This window comes from Goodfellowiella coeruleoviolacea (assembly GCF_024171785.1).
Lineage (GTDB): Bacteria > Actinomycetota > Actinomycetes > Mycobacteriales > Pseudonocardiaceae > Goodfellowiella > Goodfellowiella coeruleoviolacea.
On the sequence record NZ_JAMTCK010000004.1, the window covers coordinates 318,943 to 337,997 of the forward strand.

Annotated in this window: 22 protein-coding genes and 1 pseudogene; 19 read left to right on the top strand and 4 right to left on the bottom strand. The window is 73.9% G+C overall.

Annotated features, from left to right (window positions below):
* Window positions 1-9: 9 nt before the first annotated feature.
* From LX83_RS10230 to LX83_RS10270, 9 genes are all read left to right on the top strand, one after another.
* Window positions 10-1,485, top strand: a complete 1,476-nt coding sequence (locus tag LX83_RS10230; protein ID WP_253769735.1) for a hemolysin family protein — start codon at window positions 10-12, stop codon at window positions 1,483-1,485.
* Entirely contained in the window at window positions 1,478-1,858 is a 381-nt protein-coding gene (locus tag LX83_RS10235) for a cytidine deaminase (protein WP_253769737.1), read from the top strand. The genes LX83_RS10230 and LX83_RS10235 overlap by 8 nt, the downstream gene beginning before the upstream one ends.
* A 32-nt stretch (window positions 1,859-1,890) precedes the next feature.
* Complete coding sequence (gene era / locus LX83_RS10240) at window positions 1,891-2,805, top strand: GTPase Era (RefSeq protein WP_253769739.1); 915 nt, start codon at window positions 1,891-1,893, stop codon at window positions 2,803-2,805.
* 198 nt (window positions 2,806-3,003) lie between these two features.
* On the top strand, window positions 3,004-3,894 hold the full coding sequence (locus LX83_RS38385; protein ID WP_253769741.1) for an RDD family protein: 891 nt from the start codon (window positions 3,004-3,006) through the stop codon (window positions 3,892-3,894).
* 97 nt (window positions 3,895-3,991) lie between these two features.
* Window positions 3,992-4,762: a DNA repair protein RecO gene (gene recO, locus LX83_RS10250; RefSeq protein ID WP_253769743.1), complete on the top strand. Its 771-nt coding sequence runs from the start codon at window positions 3,992-3,994 to the stop codon at window positions 4,760-4,762.
* A gap of 53 nt (window positions 4,763-4,815) precedes the next feature.
* Window positions 4,816-5,628 carry an isoprenyl transferase gene (locus LX83_RS10255; protein WP_253769744.1) on the top strand — a complete coding sequence of 271 codons (813 nt, stop codon included), beginning with the start codon at window positions 4,816-4,818 and terminating at the stop codon, window positions 5,626-5,628.
* Between the two features lie 82 nt (window positions 5,629-5,710).
* The gene (locus tag LX83_RS10260) at window positions 5,711-6,127 is read left to right on the top strand and encodes a hypothetical protein (RefSeq protein ID WP_253769745.1); all 417 of its coding nucleotides are present in this window, start codon (window positions 5,711-5,713) and stop codon (window positions 6,125-6,127) included.
* A 67-nt stretch (window positions 6,128-6,194) separates the two neighbouring features.
* Window positions 6,195-7,220 (top strand): permease, encoded by a 1,026-nt coding sequence (locus tag LX83_RS10265; RefSeq protein ID WP_253769746.1) that lies wholly within the window; start codon window positions 6,195-6,197, stop codon window positions 7,218-7,220.
* Window positions 7,217-8,008 (top strand): TIGR03943 family putative permease subunit, encoded by a 792-nt coding sequence (locus LX83_RS10270; protein ID WP_253769747.1) that lies wholly within the window; start codon window positions 7,217-7,219, stop codon window positions 8,006-8,008. The genes LX83_RS10265 and LX83_RS10270 overlap by 4 nt, the downstream gene beginning before the upstream one ends.
* A 37-nt stretch (window positions 8,009-8,045) precedes the next feature.
* Here LX83_RS10270 and LX83_RS10275 read toward each other — a convergent pair whose 3' ends face one another.
* The gene (locus LX83_RS10275) at window positions 8,046-8,438 is read right to left on the bottom strand and encodes a Fur family transcriptional regulator (RefSeq protein WP_253770163.1); all 393 of its coding nucleotides are present in this window, start codon (window positions 8,436-8,438) and stop codon (window positions 8,046-8,048) included.
* On the opposite strand from LX83_RS10275, the gene LX83_RS38650 reads away from it, so the two are divergent.
* Window positions 8,320-8,664: a hypothetical protein gene (locus tag LX83_RS38650; protein ID WP_407649526.1), complete on the top strand. Its 345-nt coding sequence runs from the start codon at window positions 8,320-8,322 to the stop codon at window positions 8,662-8,664. The two genes, LX83_RS10275 and LX83_RS38650, sit on opposite strands and share 119 nt — an antisense overlap.
* Here LX83_RS38650 and LX83_RS10280 read toward each other — a convergent pair.
* Together LX83_RS10280 and LX83_RS10285 are read right to left on the bottom strand one after the other, a co-directional pair.
* Window positions 8,594-8,938 (bottom strand): annotated as a pseudogene (locus LX83_RS10280) (ArsR/SmtB family transcription factor); the annotation flags it as partial. The gene LX83_RS38650 and the pseudogene LX83_RS10280 sit on opposite strands and share 71 nt — an antisense overlap.
* A gap of 157 nt (window positions 8,939-9,095) precedes the next feature.
* The gene (locus tag LX83_RS10285) at window positions 9,096-9,377 is read right to left on the bottom strand and encodes a hypothetical protein (protein WP_253769748.1); all 282 of its coding nucleotides are present in this window, start codon (window positions 9,375-9,377) and stop codon (window positions 9,096-9,098) included.
* Between the two features lie 111 nt (window positions 9,378-9,488).
* On the opposite strand from LX83_RS10285, the gene LX83_RS10290 reads away from it, so the two are divergent.
* Together LX83_RS10290 and LX83_RS10295 are read left to right on the top strand one after the other, a co-directional pair.
* Complete coding sequence (locus LX83_RS10290) at window positions 9,489-9,872, top strand: antibiotic biosynthesis monooxygenase family protein (RefSeq protein WP_253769749.1); 384 nt, start codon at window positions 9,489-9,491, stop codon at window positions 9,870-9,872.
* 254 nt (window positions 9,873-10,126) lie between these two features.
* Window positions 10,127-11,524 (top strand): glycine--tRNA ligase, encoded by a 1,398-nt coding sequence (locus LX83_RS10295; protein WP_253769750.1) that lies wholly within the window; start codon window positions 10,127-10,129, stop codon window positions 11,522-11,524.
* 46 nt (window positions 11,525-11,570) lie between these two features.
* Here the strand turns inward: LX83_RS10295 and LX83_RS10300 are convergent, their stop codons facing one another.
* Window positions 11,571-12,302: a Type 1 glutamine amidotransferase-like domain-containing protein gene (locus tag LX83_RS10300; protein WP_253769751.1), complete on the bottom strand. Its 732-nt coding sequence runs from the start codon at window positions 12,300-12,302 to the stop codon at window positions 11,571-11,573.
* Window positions 12,303-12,444: 142 nt separating this feature from the next.
* Here LX83_RS10300 and LX83_RS10305 point away from each other — a divergent pair, with 142 nt between their 5' ends.
* From LX83_RS10305 to LX83_RS10335, 7 genes are all read left to right on the top strand, one after another.
* Entirely contained in the window at window positions 12,445-13,458 is a 1,014-nt protein-coding gene (locus LX83_RS10305) for an ABC transporter ATP-binding protein (protein WP_253769752.1), read from the top strand.
* Window positions 13,455-14,192, top strand: a complete 738-nt coding sequence (locus tag LX83_RS10310) for an ABC transporter permease (RefSeq protein ID WP_253769753.1) — start codon at window positions 13,455-13,457, stop codon at window positions 14,190-14,192. The genes LX83_RS10305 and LX83_RS10310 overlap by 4 nt, the downstream gene beginning before the upstream one ends.
* Before the next feature lie 146 nt (window positions 14,193-14,338).
* Window positions 14,339-15,544 (top strand): sensor histidine kinase, encoded by a 1,206-nt coding sequence (locus LX83_RS10315; RefSeq protein ID WP_253769754.1) that lies wholly within the window; start codon window positions 14,339-14,341, stop codon window positions 15,542-15,544.
* Window positions 15,541-16,146 (top strand): response regulator, encoded by a 606-nt coding sequence (locus LX83_RS10320; protein WP_253769755.1) that lies wholly within the window; start codon window positions 15,541-15,543, stop codon window positions 16,144-16,146. The genes LX83_RS10315 and LX83_RS10320 overlap by 4 nt, the downstream gene beginning before the upstream one ends.
* An 80-nt stretch (window positions 16,147-16,226) precedes the next feature.
* Entirely contained in the window at window positions 16,227-16,889 is a 663-nt protein-coding gene (locus LX83_RS10325; RefSeq protein WP_253769756.1) for a YdcF family protein, read from the top strand.
* Between the two features lie 100 nt (window positions 16,890-16,989).
* On the top strand, window positions 16,990-18,519 hold the full coding sequence (locus LX83_RS10330) for a family 43 glycosylhydrolase (RefSeq protein ID WP_253769757.1): 1,530 nt from the start codon (window positions 16,990-16,992) through the stop codon (window positions 18,517-18,519).
* Between the two features lie 79 nt (window positions 18,520-18,598).
* A complete protein-coding gene (locus tag LX83_RS10335) occupies window positions 18,599-19,006 on the top strand; it encodes a hypothetical protein (RefSeq protein WP_253769758.1) in 408 nt (135 codons plus the stop codon).
* Window positions 19,007-19,055: the final 49 nt, after the last annotated feature.

Consider the following 19,055-nt stretch of genomic DNA (forward strand, 5'->3'; position numbering starts at 1 on the left):
GGGGCGGACATGACCACGAGTTCCACCACGCTGCTGGTGATCGCGGTCGTCCTGGTGCTGGCCGCCGGGGTGTTCGCCGGCGCCGAGGCCGCGCTGGGCACCGTGTCCCGGGCCAGAGCGGAGGCACTGGACCGGCAGGGCCGGTTCGGCGCCAGCCAGCTGCTCACCGTGCTGGCCGACCGGCCCCGCCACATCAACCTGCTGCTGTTGCTGCGGCTGGGCTGCGAGCTGGCCGCCACCGTGCTGGTCACCCTGGTCTGCCTGCGGGCCGTGCACCCCGGCGGGGTGGCCGTGCTGGTGGCCGTGCTGGGCATGCTGGTGGTCAGCTACGTGCTGGTCGGTGTGGGACCGAGGACGCTGGGCCGGCAGCACCCCTACGCGATCGGCCTGGCCGTGGCCGGCCCGGTGCGGGTGCTCGGCCGGGTGCTCGGGCCGCTGAGCCGGCTGCTGATCATGGTCGGCAACGCGATCACCCCGGGACGCGGGTTCCGCGAGGGGCCGTTCTCCTCCGAGGTGGAGCTGCGCGAGCTGGTCGACATGGCGCAGGAACGCGGCGTGGTCGACGCGGGCGAGCGGGAGATGATCCACTCGGTGTTCGAGCTGGGTGACACGGTCGCCCGCGAGGTGATGGTGCCGCGCACCGAGATCGTGTGGATCGAGCAGCACAAGTCGGTGCGCCAGGCGCTGGCCCTGTCGCTGCGCACCGGCTACACCCGGGTGCCGGTGATCGGCGAGAGCGTCGACGACATCGTGGGCGTGGTCAACCTCAAGGACCTGGTGCGCGCGGCCATGTCCGGCGACGCGGGCAACGGGGGCGACCGGGCCGGGGACCGCACCAGGACCAGCGTGGCCGAGCTGATGCGGCCGGCCAGCTTCGTGCCCGACTCCAAGCGGCTGGACGAGCTGCTGCGGGAGATGCAGCTGACCCGCAACCACATGGCCATCGCCGTGGACGAGTACGGCGGCACCGCCGGACTGCTCACCATCGAGGACATCCTGGAGGAGATCGTCGGCGAGATCACCGACGAGTCCGACACCGGTGAGCGCCCGCCCGTCGAACACCTGTCCGACGGCACGGTCCGGGTCAGCGCCCGGCTGCCCGTGGACGACCTGGACGAGCTGTTCGGCACGGAACTGGACCAGCACGACGTGGAGACCGTGGGCGGGCTGCTCGCCCAGCGGCTGGGCCGGGTCCCGCTGCCCGGCACCGAGGCCGAGATCGCCGGCCTGCGCATGCGGGCCGAGGGCGGCAAGGACGACCGGGGCCGGGTGCGGGTGACCACCGTGCTGATCCGGCCGGCCGGCGAGCGCCGCACCGGCGGCGAGGCGCAGCCGGGCGAGTCGGCCGGCAGCGGCGGTCCCACCGGCCACCACGGCCCCAACAACGGCCACAACGGCCACAACAACGGCCACAACGGTCACGGCGGCAGGGCCGGCCGGGACCAGCAGGACGGCGACGAGGAGAGGAACGGCAATCGTGGTTGACGCGGCTGGGCAGTCGGGTGGCGGGGCGGTGCCGAGCGGCCCCGAGCTGGACCCGGAGGACGCCAAGATCGTCACGCTGGCCCGGTCGGCGCGGGCCAGGACCGGGGCCGCGGAGGGCGCGGCGGTCCGCGACACCGACGGCCGCACCTACGCCGCGAGCACCGTGGCGCTGCCCTCGCTGCGGCTGACCGCGGTGCAGGCCGCCGTGGCCGCGGCCGTGGCCAGCGGCGCCGAGGGCCTGGAGGCCGCCGCCGTGGTCACCGACGCCGGTGAACTCGACGCCGAGTCCCGGGCCGCCATCCGCGACCTCGGCGCGGGCGCCACCGTCCTGGTGGCCGACGCCGCCGGCGTGGTGCGGGCCGTCCTCGCCTGACCGCCGCCGGGCGGCTGCGCGAGAATGGCGGGGTGACCAGCTCTGAGTACCCACCCGGGTTCCGTTCCGGGTTCGCCTGTTTCGTCGGCCGACCCAACGCGGGCAAGTCGACGCTGACCAACGCGCTGGTCGGCAGCAAGGTGGCGATCACCTCCGACAAGCCGCAGACCACCAGGCACACCATCCGGGGCATCGTGCACCGCGCCGACGCCCAGCTGGTCATCGTGGACACGCCGGGGCTGCACCGGCCCCGCACCCTGCTCGGCCAGCGCCTCAACGACCTCGTCCGCGAGACGTGGTCCGAAGTGGACGTTGTCGGGCTGTGCGTCCCGGCCGACGAGAAGATCGGCCCCGGCGACCGGTTCATCGCCGGGGAACTGCGCAAGGTGGCCAAGAAGACCCCGGTGCTGGGCGTGGTGACCAAGACCGACCTGGTGCCCCAGCAGCGGGTGGCCGAACAGCTGCTGGCCCTCGGCGAGGTGATGGACTTCGCCGAGCTGGTCCCGGTGTCCGCCGTGGACGGCTTCCAGGTGGACGTGCTCGCCGGCCTGCTGATCGACCGGCTGCCGCCGGGACCGCCGCTGTACCCGCACGGCGAGCTGACCGACGAGCCCGAGGCCACCCTGGTCGCCGAGCTGGTGCGGGAGGCCGCGCTGGAGGGCGTGCGCGACGAGCTGCCGCACTCCATCGCGGTCGTGGTGGAGGACATGAGCCCGCGCGAGGGCCGCGACGACCTGGTGGACGTCTACGCCGAGCTGTTCGTGGAACGCCCCAGCCAGAAGGCGATCGTGCTGGGCCACCGGGGTGAGCGGCTCAAGCGGGTCGGCAGCACCGCCCGCCAGCACATCGAGAAGCTGCTCGGCACCCGGGTCTACCTGAACCTGCACGTCAAGGTGGCCAAGGACTGGCAGCGCGACCCCAAGCAGCTGCGCCGCCTCGGCTTCTGACCCGGCGGCCGTGGTCACGACACGCGCACCGGCGGGATCACCGTTGTGCTGACGCGCCCGACAGCGACCGGGTAGCCTTCGCCCCGACCGGAGCCGTCAGACCGTGTCAAGCGGAACGCCTGGCTGAGAACCTGCACATCGCGTCCTGCCGTGCGAGCGCCCGCAGGAGCTGATCGATCCACGCGAGGGGGATCATTCGTGACCAATCCCTACGGGACGCCGGGGCAGCCCGGGTTCCCGCAGCAGCCGCAGCCGGGCTATGGCCAGCAGCCACCGGCCTCACCGCCCTACGGCCAGCCCGCCCCCGGCGGCTTCGGCCAGCAGCCGCCCCAGCCCGGCTACGGCCAGCCGGCCGGCCAGCCCGGGTACGGCCAGCAGCCGCAGCCGGGATTCGGCCAGGGCCCGGCCTCACCCCCGTACGGCCAGCCCGCCCCCGGCGGCTTCGGCCAGCAGCCACCCCAGCCCGGCTACGGCCAGCAGCCGTACCAGCAGCAGCCCGGCTACGGTCAGCAGCCCTACGGCGGCAACCCGTACGGCGGCGGCATGGGCGGCGAGCAGGTCCAGATCCCGGGCGTGGGCCTGTTCGCCAAGGCGTCCGTGGGCAACCGGTTCCTGGCCCGGCTGATCGACGGCCTGATCGTGGGCGTCCCGCTGGCCATCATCAACTTCATCATCTCCAACGCCATGGCGCCCAGCGCCGAGGAGATCACGGCCAGCATCGAGTCCGGTGACTTCTCCGCCCTCTCCGCCGGCCCCAACCTCTTCCTCACCGCGTTCATCACCGGCGCCCTCATGGCGGTGCTCTCCGGCGCCTACGAGGTCGTGATGCTGTCGATGAAGGGCGCCACGGTCGGCAAGCTGGCCATGGGGCTGCGGGTGGTCACCGCGCAGTCCGCGCACAACCCGGCCGGCGCGCTGGGCGGCGGCCCGGCCGCGATCCGCTGGGCCGTGCTGTACGCCGGCGCGATCGTGCCGATCGTCGGCCCGATCTGGGTGCTGGTGTGCGTGCTGTCCCCGCTGTTCGACTCGCAGTCCGGACAGGGCTTCCACGACAAGGCCGCCAAGACCTGGGTCATCTCGGTCAAGTAGGGCCCGCGCGGCGGGTTGTCCGGTGGGGTGGTCGGCGGGTCCGGCCACCCCACCGCCATGTCGGGGCCCGGCCGAGGGCACATGAGACGATGAACCGGTGAGCCTGTACCGCGACACCGGAGTTGTGCTGCGCGTGCAGAAGCTCGGTGAGGCCGACCGCATCATCACGATGCTGACCAGGCGGCACGGCAAGGTGCGGGCCGTCGCCAAGGGCGTGCGGCGGATGACCTCCCGCTTCGGCGCCCGGCTCGAACCGTTCGGCCACGTCGACGTGCAGTTCTACACCGGGCGCACGCTGGACGTGGTCACCCAGGTGCAGACGCTGGACGCGTTCGGCGTCGGCCTGGTCAACGACTACCAGCGCTACACCGCGGGCTGCGCGGTGCTGGAGACCGCCGACCGGCTCACCCTGGAGCAGGGCGAACCAGCGTTCCGGCTGTACCTGCTGGTGACCGGTGCGCTGCGGGCGCTGGCCGAGGGCAGCCGGGACGCCTCCCTGGTGCTGGACGCCTTCCTGCTGCGGGCCATGTCGTTCGCGGGCTGGGCCCCGGCGCTCACCGAGTGCGCGCGCTGCGGCGTGCCCGGCCCGCACCCCGCGTTCAACGTGCCGGCCGGCGGGTCGGTGTGCCCGCGCTGCCGGCCGCCCGGCTCGGCCAGCCCGGCCGAGGAGACGCTGAGCCTGCTGGCCGCGCTGCTGCACGGCGAGTGGTCGGTGGCCGAGGCGGCCTCGGCCGGGGCGCGCCGCGAGGGCAGCGGCCTGGTCGCCGCCCACCTGCAGTGGCACCTGGAGCGCCAGCTCCGGTCGCTGCCCCTGGTGGAGCGCAGGGCGAAGCCGCTGGCCGCCGCGGTCGACAAGGACAACGGCTGAACAACCGGCTGACAGGCGTCGCCAACGACGAGCGTCGAGAAGGGAGCCAACCAATGCTGCGAGTGCGGCGGCGCGGACGAGGTGCGGCGGACGTGCGACCACCCGCCCCGCATCCCTCCGGTGCGCGGCCACCGGAGATCCCCGAGCAGTTCCTGCCCAAGCACGTGGCCCTGGTGATGGACGGCAACGGCCGGTGGGCCAACGAGCGCGGCCTGCCCAGGGTCGAGGGCCACAAGCGGGGCGAGGCCGGGGTGGTCGAGGTGGCCAGGGGCGCCATCGAGATCGGCGTGAAGTGGCTGTCGCTGTACGCGTTCTCCACCGAGAACTGGCGGCGCAGCCCCGAGGAGGTGCGCTTCCTCATGGGGTTCAGCCGCGACGTGATCCACCGGCGCACCGACGAGCTGGACGAGATGGGCGTGCGCATCCGGTGGGCCGGCCGCCGGCCCCGGCTGTGGCGCAGCGTGATCACCGAGCTGGAGTCGGCGCAGGAGCGCACCCAGCACAACGACGTGCTCAACCTGGTGATGTGCGTCAACTACGGCGGCCGGGCCGAGGTGGGCGACGCGGCCAGGGAGATCGCCAGGCAGGTCGCGGCCGGCAAGCTCAACCCGGACAAGGTGGACGAGCGGACCATCGCCAGGTTCCTGTACCAGCCGGAGATGCCGGACGTGGACCTGTTCCTGCGCCCCTCCGGCGAGCAGCGCACGTCCAACTTCCTGCTCTGGCAGTCGGCCTACGCCGAACTGGTCTTCCAGGACATCCTGTGGCCCGACTTCGACCGGCGCGACCTGTGGCGGGCCTGCGAGGCGTTCGCCCGGCGGGACCGCCGGTTCGGCGGCGCGATCGACCGGGCGGCCGGCGAGTGAGCCGGTTCCCCGCCGCGCCCGGCCACCGGCCCCCGGGTGCCCCGCGGCCACGCACTCCTTCCAGCACAGCAAGGGACGACCGATGACCAACGAGGCGGCGGCCACCGCGGCCATGCTCACCAATGCCCGCGAGGCGCTGGAGCGCTACCACGAGGTCCACGTGGACGACGACGGCGCACTGTCCTTTCTGCACGGTGAGGTGCCGTGCGCGGTGCAGGCGATGCGGCTCGCCGAGGGGCTCACCGTGCTCAGCCTGACCTGCGTGGTGGCCTGGGACCTGCCCAACGACGACGAGCTGGCCCGCTCCGCCGCGGAACGCGCCGGCCAGGGCCTGTTCGGCACGCTCGGCGTCGTGCGCACCGACCGGGGCATGGACGTGACCCTGCGCTACGCGTTCCCGGCCGACGAGATGAAGCCGGAGCCGATGAGCACGCTGCTGATGCTGGTGGTGTCCACCGCGTCCCAGCTGCGCGCGGAACTGCTCACCAGCTCCACTTAGGACAGACGCGGGGCGGCCAGCCGGTGCGCCGGCCGAACACCGGTGGTGCCGTGGCATCATCGTGAAAGTGACAATCACTGGCGAGATCAGGGCGGCGCGCCCCCGCCGGCCGCGGCCCCGCCGCTGGCGGATCACCTCCCTGGAGGTGCTGTGCGCCGTGCTGCTGCTGGCGCTGGTGCTGCAGGGCTGGCTGGTCCGCGTCCTGGACGTGCCGGGACTGCGCACCGGGGCCACCGTGTTCGTGGCGGTGTGCGTGCAGGCCATGCCGTTCCTGGTGTTCGGCGTGCTGATCAGCGGCGCCATCGCGGCGTTCGTGCCGGCCAGCGCGCTGCGCCGGGTGCTGCCGGGGCGCACCGCGCTGGCCGTGCCCGTCGCCGGGATCGCCGGGGTGGCGCTGCCCGGGTGCGAGTGCGCGTCGGTGCCGGTGGCCAGGCGGCTGATGCAGCAGGGCGTGGCCCCGGCCGTGGCGCTGGCGTTCCTGCTCGCCGCGCCCGCGGTCAACCCGGTGGTGCTGGTCGCCACGGCGGTCGCGTTCCCGGGCGAGCCGGGCATGGTGCTGGCCAGGTTCCTCGGCTCGCTGCTGACCGCCGTGGTCATGGGCTGGCTGTGGACCCGGCTGGGCCGGGCCGAGTGGATCGCGGAGCGGGCCCTGCGGCGGCTGCCCGACGGCGACGGCACACCCCGGTGGCTGGTGTTCGCCGAGACCGCGCGGCACGACCTGGTCGAGGCCGGCGGGTTCCTGGTGCTCGGCGGGCTGACCTCGGCGGCGCTGAACGTGCTGGTGCCCGGTGAGCTGCTGGCCTCGTTGGGCGGTCAGCTGGTGCTCGGCGTGCTGGTGATGGCGCTGCTCGCGGTGGTCCTGGCGCTGTGCAGCGAGGCCGACGCGTTCGTGGCCGCGTCGCTGTCCGCGCTGCCGCTGCTGCCCAGGCTGGTGTTCCTGGTGGTCGGGCCGGCCGTGGACGTCAAGCTGATCGCGTTGCAGGCCGGCACGTTCGGCCGGGCGTTCGCCGCCCGGTTCGCGCCGGCCACGTTCGTGGTGGCGGTGTGCTGCGCACTGGTGTCCGGAGTGCTCGTGCTGGGGGGCGTGCGATGAGGCGGGAAACGCAGAACATCCTGCTGGTGCTGGTCGGCGGGGCACTGGTGAAGATCGCCGTGGCCGGCACGTTCACCCGCTACGTCCGGCCGGAGCTGCGGCCCTGGCTGATCGCCACCGGCGCGGTCATGGTCGCGCTGGCCCTGGTCGCCATCGTCCGGGACGTGCGCGCCGCCCAGCGGCGGAGCACCGGCGACCCCTCCCCGGAGCACGCCCACGGCCACGAGCACGGCCACGAGCACGGTCACGCACACGCCCACCCCGGCGGGGACGCGCACGGCCACCGGCCCTCGCGCAGCCCCTGGCTGTTGCTGCTGCCGGTGCTGGCGATCTTCCTGGTCAACCCGCCGGCGCTGGGCGCGGACACGGTCAGCCGCAGCGACGGGCGCAGCGCCGCGGCCAGCGCGGGCGGCGGCGAGTCCGCGTTCGCCGCCCTGCCCGGCGACGCCGTGGTCGCGCTGCCGCTCAACGAACTGATCGCCAGGACCGGCTGGGACGACTCCGGCTCGCTCACCGGCCGCACCCTGCGGCTGACCGGGTTCGTGGTGCACCAGGACGGCGACGGCTACCTGGCGCGGCTGGCGATCCGGTGCTGCGCCGCCGACGCCGCCCCGCTCAAGGTGCGGCTGGCCGGCGTGGACGTGACCGCCCTGGCCGACGACCAGTGGATCGAGGCGACCGGGCAGGTCCGGCCGGGCACCGGCACCAAGGCCGACGGGTACGTGCCCACCCTGGACGCCACCTCGGTGCGGGTGGTCGACCAGCCAGCCGACCCCTACGAGTACTGACCGGCCGTCGCGGACCGTCGCAGACCGGGGGCGGCGGTCAGGACTGCCGCGAGCAGTTCTGGCAGGTGCCGAAGATCTCCACGGTGTGGCTCACCGCGGAGAAGCCGTTCTCGGCCGCGACCCGGTCGGCCCAGCGCTCCACGGCCGGCCCCTCCACCTCCACGGTGCGCCCGCACACCCGGCACACCAGGTGATGGTGGTGGTGGCTGGAGCAGCGCCGGTAGATCGCCTCACCCGAGTCGGTGCGCAGCACGTCCACCTCGCCGGCCTCGGCCAGCGACTGCAGGGTGCGGTACACGGTGGTCAGGCCGATGCCCTCGCCCCGGCGCCGCAGCTCCTCGTGCAGCTCCTGGGCGGACCGGAAGTCGTCGAGCTGGTCGAGCAGGTTGGACACGGCCGCCCGCTGCCTGGTCGCCCGCAGACCGGGCATGACGGCCGAGGGGCGCTCATGTGCGGTCACGGTTCCTCCATCCGGTCGACTGGCCGCTGCCTGCCACTGGAGCTGGCCACGCTGGGTGTCCGGCCGAGCACACTGGTGCCACTCTCCTCGGCGTGGCTCACCGCGTCCACCACGATGTGCGCCAGGTGGTCGTCGACCAGCTGGTACACCACCTCGCGGCCGTGCCGCTCACCGCGCACCACCCCGGCCGACTTGAGCACCCGCAGGTGTTGGCTGATCAGCGGCTGCGCCACGCCGAGCGCGTCGACCAGTTCGTGCACGCACCGGTCGGCCTCGCGCAGCTGCAGCACGATGGCGATGCGCACCGGCGCGGCCAGGGCCCGCAGCAGGTCGCCGGCCGCCGCCAGGGCGTCGGCCGACCGGGTCGGCGCCGGGTGGGCCGCTGACCGGTCCGGCGAGTGCACCTGCTCGCCGACCAGGCCGGCCGCGCGTCCACCAGCCACCTTCGCTGGCGCGGCGTCCTGGGTCACGGCGAACCGATCCTCTCCGGAGTGCCTGCCGCGTCCAGCCCGAGGGCGAACCCGCTGGCCGACGCGTGGGCGGTGGTGACAGGGATTTTCACCACCATCCTATGCGGAAAGGCACTCCGGGCCCCGGCGCCCGCCCCGTCACCGGGAAACCGCCAGATCAGCCCTGGCGCAGCAGGGACACGGCGACCGCGACCAGCATCAGCACCGCGGCCACCCGGATGACCCGGTCACCCGCGGTGAGCGCCCGCCAGGTCGCGGCCAGCAGCACCACCAGCAGCAGCACCAGCAGGCCGAGCAGACCGGCGCCGATCGGCCCCGCCACCCAGATGCCCAGCACGAACAGCCCGAGCACCACCACGAACGCCACCGCGGGCGGCACCTTGCTCAGCGGACCGGTGCCCGGCAGCAGCGGAGCCCGACCAGAACGCCTCGACGTCACCGTGGTTCCCTCCTCACCGTCGCCCGCGCACGCTACCGTTCGCCGGCGTGTCCGCGCCCGGCCAGGCAGGGGGTGCGGCGGGACGGGGCCAACCGGGAAGGAACGGGATCGGTGCTGCTGGTGTGCGGGTTCACGGTGGGGCCCGAGCAACGCGAGGGGTTCGTGCGGCGCGCCGAGCACGCGCTGCGGCTGCTCACCGCCCAGCCGGGCTGTGTGCGCGCCGCGCTGGGGCAGGCCACCGAGGCCGCCGACCGCTGGGTGCTGACCGCGGAGTTCGCCTCGGTGGTGGCCTACCGGCGCGCGCTGTCCCCGTTCGAGGTGCGCGAACACGTGGTGCCGCTGCTGGCCGAGGCGCTGACCGACCAGCCGGCCGCCTACGAGACCGTGCTGTCCGCCTCGGCCGGTGCGGTCCGCGAGCAGCCCAGCCTGCTGGCCGCCGACGCCGACACGGTCCGGCGCGACCAGGCGGGCGGGCCGGCGGCGCCCCGCCGGTAGCCGCCGCCCGCGGCGAGCCGCCCCGCGCGGGCGCGCGGGCGCGCGTGTGTGTGCTGGGGAACACCAGGCCCGGGTGGTGCGTTCGGGCACCCGCGGCACGGGCTACGCTGACTCTCCGTCGCCACCCGTGGCAGCGCCCCAGGTGGACGGGAGTCGGGGACCCCTCCACCAGCGACACCCACACCGGACCACCAGCGAGACGTGGTGCCAGCCAGGCTCACGTCACCGTCGCACACCAACCCTCGGGAGTGCCCGTGCCCGCCGACCGCATCGAGACCGTTGTCAGCCTGTGCAAGCGCCGTGGCTTCGTCTACCCCAGCGGGGAGATCTACGGCGGTACCAGGTCGGCGTGGGACTACGGTCCGCTGGGCGTCGAGCTGAAGGACAACATCAAGCGCGCCTGGTGGAAGGCCGTGGTGCAGGGCCGCGAGGACGTCGTCGGCCTGGACTCCTCGGTGATCCTGCCCCGGGACGTGTGGGTGGCCTCCGGGCACGTGGACGCGTTCGTCGACCCGCTCATCGAGTGTGTTTCCTGCCACAAGCGGTTCCGCATGGACCACCTGGTGGAGGAGTACGCCGAGCGCACCGGCAAGCGGCTGGGCACCGACCTGGCCGAGAACGACCTGTCCGAGGTGCCCTGCCCGCACTGCGGCACCCGCGGCCAGTACACCGAGCCGAAGATGTTCAACGGCCTGCTGCGCACCCACCTCGGCCCGGTCGAGTCCGACGAGGGCCTGCACTACCTGCGGCCGGAAACCGCGCAGGGCATCTTCACCAACTTCCTCAACGTGCTCACCACCGCGCGCAAGAAGCCGCCGTTCGGCATCGGCCAGATCGGCAAGTCGTTCCGCAACGAGATCACCCCGGGCAACTTCATCTTCCGCACCCGCGAGTTCGAGCAGATGGAGATGGAGTTCTTCGTCGAGCCCGGCACCGACGAGGAATGGCACCAGTACTGGATCGACGAGCGCCTGCGCTGGTACACCGACCTCGGCATCTCCCGGGACAACCTGCGGCTCTACGAGCACCCGCAGGAGAAGCTGTCGCACTACTCCAAGCGGACCGTGGACATCGAGTACCGCTTCGAGTTCGCCGGCCAGGAGTGGGGCGAGCTGGAGGGCATCGCCAACCGCACCGACTACGACCTGACCACCCACGCCAACCACTCCGGCGTCGACCTGTCCTACTTCGACCAGGCCACCAACTCGCGGTACCGGCCGTTCGTGATCGAACCGGCGGCCGGGGTGGGCCGGCCGATGATGGCGTTCCTGCTGGAGGCCTACACCGAGGACGAGGCGCCCAACGCCAAGGGCGGCGTGGACAAGCGGGTGGTGCTGCGGCTGGACCGCCGGCTGGCCCCGGTCAAGGTGGCGGTGCTGCCGCTGTCGCGCAACCCGGAACTCTCGCCCAAGGCCCGCGACCTGGCCACGGCCCTGCGCCGGAACTGGAACGTGGACTTCGACGACGCGGGCGCGATCGGCCGCCGCTACCGGCGCCAGGACGAGATCGGCACGCCGTTCTGCGTGACCGTGGACTTCGACTCGCTGCTGGACAACGCGGTGACCGTGCGGGAGCGGGACACCATGGCCCAGGAGCGGGTCAGCCTGGACCAGATCGAGTCCTACCTGGCCGCCCGCCTGGTCGGCTGCTGACCCCCCGGTGCGGGTGTGGTCACGGCCGCACCCGCACCGGATGGCCTCACAGCCGCCTGACCTCCAGCGCCGACTCCACGGCCACGCCCGTGGCCGCGTCGCGTTCCACCAGGTAGGCGCCGGCGGTGGGGCGCTCGGCCACGGCCTCCACCAGTTCGGTGCCCCGGAAGTGCAGGCCGGCGCCGTCGTCGGTGCAGTAGGTGGCGGGCAGCTCGCCCGAGGCCACGGCCGCGTGCACGGCCGGCCGGCGGGCCGCCTCGCTGTCGAAGTGCACGCCGTTGCCGTAGGGCAGCAGGCCGAGGCCGTTGGTGACCACGCGCAGCTCCGGCCCGAACGAGTCGGTGGTGCCGCCGGTGAACCAGCAGATCGACCCGGCGGACACGCCACCCAGCACCACCCCGGCCTGCCAGGCGCGGCGCAGCACCGCGTCCAGCCCGTGCACCCGCCACACCGCCAGCAGGTTGGCCACGGACCCGCCGTTCACCCACACCACGTCGTTGCCGAGCACGAAGTCGGCCAGATCGGCGGTGGGCGGCATGGGGAACAGGTTCAGGTGGCTCACCTCCACGCCGGCCACCCGGGCGGCCTCGTCCACCCAGGCGTTGAAGTAGAGCTGGTCGCCGCCGGCCGTGCCCACGTGGCACAGCCGGGGCCGGCGGCCGGTCACCCCGGACAGCGCGATGGCGTGGTGGATGAGCGGGCCGAACTCCAGTTGGGTGCGGTGGCCGGAGCGCCAGCCGCCCGAGGTGGCCAAAATCGTGGGATGGTCAGCTGCCATGCCCCGCATCCTGCCAGCGCGCGGGCGCGGTCCGGCCGGGCGTGGTTTGGTTGCCACACGGTCCGCGGCATGACACCTGTCATGGCCGAGTGGTGACGTCTGATCCGGGTGCGCCGGACCGGGCTGCGGCACCGTTGCCGGCATGACAGGACAGATCAGGACCCGCTCCGGGCCGGCCCAGCACGGGACGGCCCCGGCTGAGGCGGCCGAGGACCGGGGCGCGGCCGTGCGGCTGACCGGCCTGCGCAAGCGCTACGGCCAGCTGGCCGCGGTCGACGGCGTCGAGTTGACCATCGCGCCCGGCGAGGTGGTGGCGCTGCTCGGACCCAACGGCGCGGGCAAGTCCACCACCGTGGACATGCTGCTCGGACTGACCACCCCGGACGCCGGACGGATCCGGATCTTCGGCCAGACGCCCTCGGCCGCGGTCGGCTCCGGCACGGTCGGCGCCATGCTGCAGAACGGGGCGCTGCTGGCGGACGTCACCGTCGGCGAGATCGTCGGCCTGGTCGCCGCCCTGCACCGCACGCCGCTGCCGGTGGCCGAGGCACTGCGCCGGGCCGGCATCGCCGACCTCGCCGGCCGGCGCTGCGGCACGCTGTCCGGCGGCCAGCAGCAGCGCGTCCGGTTCGCCGTGGCCCTGGTCTGCGACCCCGACCTGCTGGTGCTCGACGAGCCGACCGTGGCCATGGACGTGACCAGCCGCCGGCAGTTCTGGCAGGCCATGCGCGCCTACACCGACACCGGCCGCACCGTCCTGTTCGCCACCCACTACCTGGAGGAGGCCGAGGAGTACGCGGACCGCGTGGTGCTGATGCGCGCCGGCCGCGTCGTGGCCGACGGGTCGGTGGCCCAGGTCCGGGCCGCGGTGGCCGGCCGCACCCTGCGCGCGGTGCTGCCCGGCGGCGCCCGGCCCGACCGGCTGCTGGCCCTGCCCGGGGTGAACCGGGTGGACGTGCGGGCCGAGACCGCGACCCTCGCCTGCACCGACTCGGACGCGGCCCTGCGCGCCCTGCTCGCGGCGTTCCCGCTGGCCCACGACATCGAGATCACCGCGGTCGGACTGGAGGACGCCTTCCACGCGCTGACCGGCCGGCCGGACCAGACCGACCAGGCCGGCCCGACCGACCAGACCGGGGAGGACCAGCCGCGATGAACACCCGCTACCTCGTGCTGGAGCTGCGGCGGCTGCTGCGCTCCAGCCGGTTCCTGATCTTCACCCTGGCCATGCCCGCCGTGTTGCTGCTGGTCTTCACCGGCCTGTACGGCGGCGCCGGCGCCACCTTCCCCAACGGCATCCCGGTCAGCACCGGGCTGATGATCAACATGGCCACCTACGCGGCCATGACCGCGCCGCTGTTCACCGGCACGCGGGTGGCCACCGAGCGGGGCACCGGGTGGCAGCGCCAGCTCCGGCTGACCCCGCTGTCCAGCACCGCCTACCTGCTCACCAAGGGGCTGACCGCGCTGCTGATCGCCGTGCCCGGCCTGGTGCTGGTCGGCGCGATCGGCGCGCTGGTCGAGGGCGTGCGGCTGAGCGCTGGCCAGTGGCTGGGCGTGCTGGGCGGGGTGTGGCTGGCGGCCATCCCGGTGGCCATGCTCGGCCTGGCGATCGGCCTGCTGGCCAACCAGGACACCGTGCAGCCGGTCGGCAGCGGCCTGATGATGCTGTTCGGCCTGCTCGGCGGGGTGTGGGTGCCGGCGGAGGCCGCGCCCGACTGGATGCTGGGGATCATGCGGGTGATGCCCACCTACTGGATGAACCAGGTCGCCAAGGCGCCGCTGCTGGCCGATGCCGCACTCGGCCGGGCCGTGCTGGTGCTGGCGGGGTGGACGGTGCTGCTCGGCCTGGTGGGCGCCTGGCGGTTCCGCACGGCCACGGCCCGCTGAACCGGGGCGGGTGGGCGGTGATGGGCGGGGCAGCGGTGGACGGCGCGGCGGCCGCGCGCGGGCGGCGCCGGGGCGCCTGGTCGCGGGACTGGCCGGGACACGGGCCTGAGCAGGCCCGACGTACGGCCCGACGTACGGTAGGCGGCGTGCTGGACAGGCAGGACAACGGTGGGCGTCAGCCCTGGTGGCGGCGGCTGCGCCACTCCGGAGCGGTGGCGTGGATCGCCGTGGCGCTGCTCTTCGAGCTGTTCATGTTCCTCGACGTGCCCGACATCCTCCACAGTGGACTACCGCCGGCGCGGGTCGCGCTCGACCTCGGCGCGGTGCTGCTCTACGCCGCCGCCTACGCGGTGCTGCCCGCGCTGACCTGGCGCGCCGACGACCGGACCAGGCTGGTGGTGAGCGCGGTGACGCTGGGCCTGGGCGTCGTCACGGTCGCGCTGCTCGGCCTGGCCGCGACCGGGCTGCTGGTCTACGGCATGGCCGTGGTCGCGGTGCTGGCGCCGTGGCGCTGGGGCGTGCTGCTCGACGGCCTGGTCTTCCTCGCCCTGCTCGGCGCCATCGCGCTCTGGGGCGATGTCACCGAGGACGTGTCCGGGCTGATCACGCTGCTCTCGGTCACCGTGGCGCTGTTCTTCATGGGCCGGCTGCGCCGGGCCATCCAGGCGCTCAAGGCGGCCCAGGCCGAGATCGCCGCCATGGCCGTCACCCAGGAACGCGCCCGGCTGGCCCGGGACCTGCACGACGTGCTCGGCCACAGCCTCACCACGATCACCGTCAAGGCCGGCCTGGCCAGGCGGGTGCTGGAACGCGCGGCCGACACCGACCGGGCCATCGCCGAGGTGCGCGAGGTGGAGGAGCTGTCCCGGCAGGCCCTGGCCGACGTGCGCGCCACCGTGTCCGGCTACCGCGAGGTCACGCTGGCCGCGGAACTGGTGGGCGCGCGGGCCGCGCTGCACGCCGCCGGCGTCGAGGCCGACCTGCCGCACGCCGTGGACAACGTCCGCCCCGAGTACCAGGAGGTGTTCGGGTACGTGCTGCGCGAGGGGATCACCAACGTGCTGCGGCACTCCCGGGCGAGTCGCTGCGCGGTGCGGCTGGGTGAGAACTGGGTGGAGATCAGCGACAACGGTCGGGGCACCGGCGGTGTCGGCGGCAGCGGCACCGGCCTGGCCGGGCTGGGCGAGCGGCTGGCCGCGGTCGGCGGCCGGATCGAGGCCGGGCCGCGGCCCGAGGGCGGCTTCCAGGTGCGGGCCAGCGCGGGCGGGACCGACCGGCTCGCCGACCGGGCCGAGGCCACCCGCCCGTCCTGGGCGCCCGGACTGCCCAGCACCTCGGCGGGGCTGGCGTGATCCGGGTGCTGCTGGCCGACGACCAGGCCCTGGTCCGGGGCGCGCTGGCGGCCATGCTCGGACTGGAACCGGACATCGAGGTGGTCGCCCAGGTCAGCTCGGGCGAGGAGGTGCTGCCCGCCGCCCAGCGCACCAGCCCGGACGTGGCCCTGCTCGACGTGCAGATGCCCGGCAAGGACGGGTTGGCCGCCGCCGCCGAGCTGCACCGCGCCCTGCCCGCCTGCCGGGTGGTGGTGTGCACGACCTTCGGCCGCCCCGGCTACCTGGCCAGGGCCATGGCCGCCGGCGCGGTCGGGTTCGTGGTCAAGGACGCCCCGCCCGAACAGCTGGTGGACGCGGTCCGCCGGGTGCACGCCGGCCTGCGCGTGGTCGACCCGGCCCTGGCCGCCGAGTCGCTGGCCACCGGCGCCAGCCCGCTGACCGACCGGGAACGCGACGTGCTGTGGGCGGCCCACGACGGCGGCACCGTGGCCGACATCGCCAGGGCGCTGAACCTGTCCGAGGGCACGGTGCGTAACCACCTGTCCTCGGCGATCGGCAAGACCGGGGCGCGCACCCGGGCCGAGGCGGTGCGGCTGGCCGAGGATCGCGGCTGGCTGTGAGCCCGACGCCGGGCGGACGCTGACCGGGCGCGCCGTGCCGGGCCACCCGGTGCTGTCACTACAGATCGAATTCTGGAACGATGCCCACCGTGTCCGCCGACGGCATGTCCCCTGGTCGAAGAATTCTGCGCGCCCTGCTGCGCACGGTGTTCGGTGCCGTGCTGATCGGGGTGCTCGTGGTGGGAGGCACCGCGTTCCGCGTCTGGCAGGTGGCCAGGATCGACGACCGCGACCACGCCGACATGGCCGTCGTGCTCGGCGCCGCCCAGTACAACGGCGTGCCCTCGGAGGTCCTCAAGGCGCGGCTGCAGCACGCCAAGCGGCTGTACGAGACCGGGGTGGTCAGCTACGTGCTGACCACCGGTGGCCGGCAGGCCGGCGACACCTACACCGAGGGCGAGTCCGGCCGGCGCTGGCTGGTGGACAACGGCGTGCCCGCCGAGCGGGTGGTGCCGATCGGCGAGGGCAGCGACACCCTGGGCACCATGCGCGCGGTGGCCGAGGTCGCCAAGAACCGCAAGTGGACCACGGCGGTGATCGTGAGCGACCCGTGGCACTCGCTGCGCGCCCGCACCATGGCCAACGACGCCGGGTTGACCGCGTCGGTCTCGCCCACCCGCAGCGGCCCGGTGGTGCAGACCAGGGAGACCCAGTTCAACTACATCGTCCGGGAAACCGGTGCGCTGCTGTACTACCGGTTGACCAGGGCGTCGGCCGGCAACTTCAACACCAACATCGGCTGAGGCGCCGTCACCTGTCTGCCCCCTATCCCCGCCCTCGGCCCGTCGGAACAATCTGACGGGCACCACGCGGCCGTGGCCGCTGAGCGAGGAGGGGGACGGCATGCGGACACTGGTGTCCCGCCTGTCCAGACCGGTGCTGGTCGCGGTGACCGCGCTGCTGTGCCTGGCGGGGCTCGCCCCGACACCGGCCGCCCCGACACCGGCCGCGGCGGATGCGTCCGGGCGGCCGGCACCCCGGCAGACCCTGCGCAACCCGGTCCGCGAGGGCGTGGCCGACCCGTGGCTGTTCCACCGCGACGGCTCCTACTTCCTCAGCTACACCGCCACCGACCGGATCGTCCTGGTGCGGGCGAACTCCGTGGCCGGGCTGGCCACCGCGCCCGCCGTCACCGTCTGGCGGGACAGCTCGCCCGACCGGTGCTGCGGCGTGTGGGCGCCGGAGTTCCACTTCCTCGACCACCGCTGGTACGTCTACTACGCGGCGGCCCCGCCGGACACCGTCTCCGGACACCGCATGTACGTGCTGGAGAGCGCCGGCGCCAGCCCGTTCGGCCCCTACCGGTTCAAGGGCCAGCTCGCCACCAACACCGACTTCGCCATCGACGGCACCGTCCTGCGCCTGCCCAACGGCCGGCTCTACCACGTCTGGTCGGGCGTGCCCACCGGCAGCACCACCCAGAACCTCTACATCGCGCAGCTGCGCGACCCGTGGACGATCAGCGGCCCACCCGTGCTGCTGTCCCAGCCGACGCTGGCGTGGGAACGGCAGGGCAGCCCGATCGAGGAGGGCCCGGTGGTGCTGCGCCGCGCCGGCCGCACCTTCCTGTTCTTCTCGGCCAGCCACTGCGCCACCCCGGACTACGCCCTGGGCGTGCTGGAGTTCACCGGCGGCGACGTGCTCGACCCGGCGTCCTGGCGCAAGACCCCGACCCCGGTGTTCCAGCGCTCCGACGCCAACTGGGTGTTCGGCACCGGCCACAACAGCTTCGTCAGCTCCCCCGACGGCCGCGAGACCTGGATCGCCTACCACGCCATGACCTCACCCACCGGTGCCCCCAACGGCAGCTGCGGCGGTGACCGGTCGCTGCGCCTGGACCGGGTCGACTTCGACGCCGACGGCACGCCGCGGCTGGGACCGCCGTCGGCGAGCTGGCAGACCCTCCCGCTGCCGTCCGGCGACCCGGGCACCCGGGGCGTCAGCCCCGGCCAGTACCGGCTGGCGCCGCTGAACAACACCGGCAACGCCCTGGCCGTGGACGACTGCTCGACCGAGCCCGGCGCCAACGTGTCCGTGTGGGCGGCCGACGCGGCCAGCCCGTGCCAGCGCTGGAACCTGAGCCGGTTCGGCGACGGCTACCGGATCACCAACGCGCACACCGGCCAGGCCCTGACCGTGGCCGACTGCTCCCCGGACAACCACGCCGACGTGGTCCAGCAGCCCGACCAGGGCGCGGACTGCCAGCGCTGGTACGTCGACGCCCTGCTCGGCGGCGCGCACCGGATCAGCTCGACCACCAGTGGCCGCGCCCTGGACGTGGCCGGCTGCGCGGCCGCACCCCCGGCCGACGTGCGCGTGTGGAACTTCTGGCAGGGCGACTGCCAGAAGTGGCAGCTCACCCCGGTGACCTGAGACCGCCGCCGGGCCGCGGCGGGCAGCACGCGCCGGCAGCTGAACGGAAACCACACCGCGTGGCTGTGAGGGTGGCCGGATGAGCGATCGGCTCTGGCAGTCCATGTCCAACGAGGAGCTGTTGACCGGTGTCCGCGCGGCCCAGCTGGACCTGGCCGACCGCGGTGATCCGGCCACCCTGGAGCGGCTGGCGCGGGTGGCCGAGGCACTGGAACTGGCCATGCTGCGGCCCACCACGCTGGCGGACCTGGCCGTCCACCTGCGGCGGGACTTCGCCCTGCTCGACCGGATCATCCGGGACGCCAACCGGGTGAACCCGGGCTTCACCGAACTGCGCGTCAGCGCCGACCAGTTCAGCCCCTACTTCCCCGGCGGCCCCCTCGGCGACCTGGACACCAACATGCGGATGCTGCTGGAAGCGCGTGGCGCCGCCGGACGGCAACTCGTCGCCATCGGCTACGCGGCCGAGGACATCACCTCGGCGTGAGGCGCGGCCACGCGCGAGCGCGACCCGGTGCCTCACCCCGCCGGGCAAC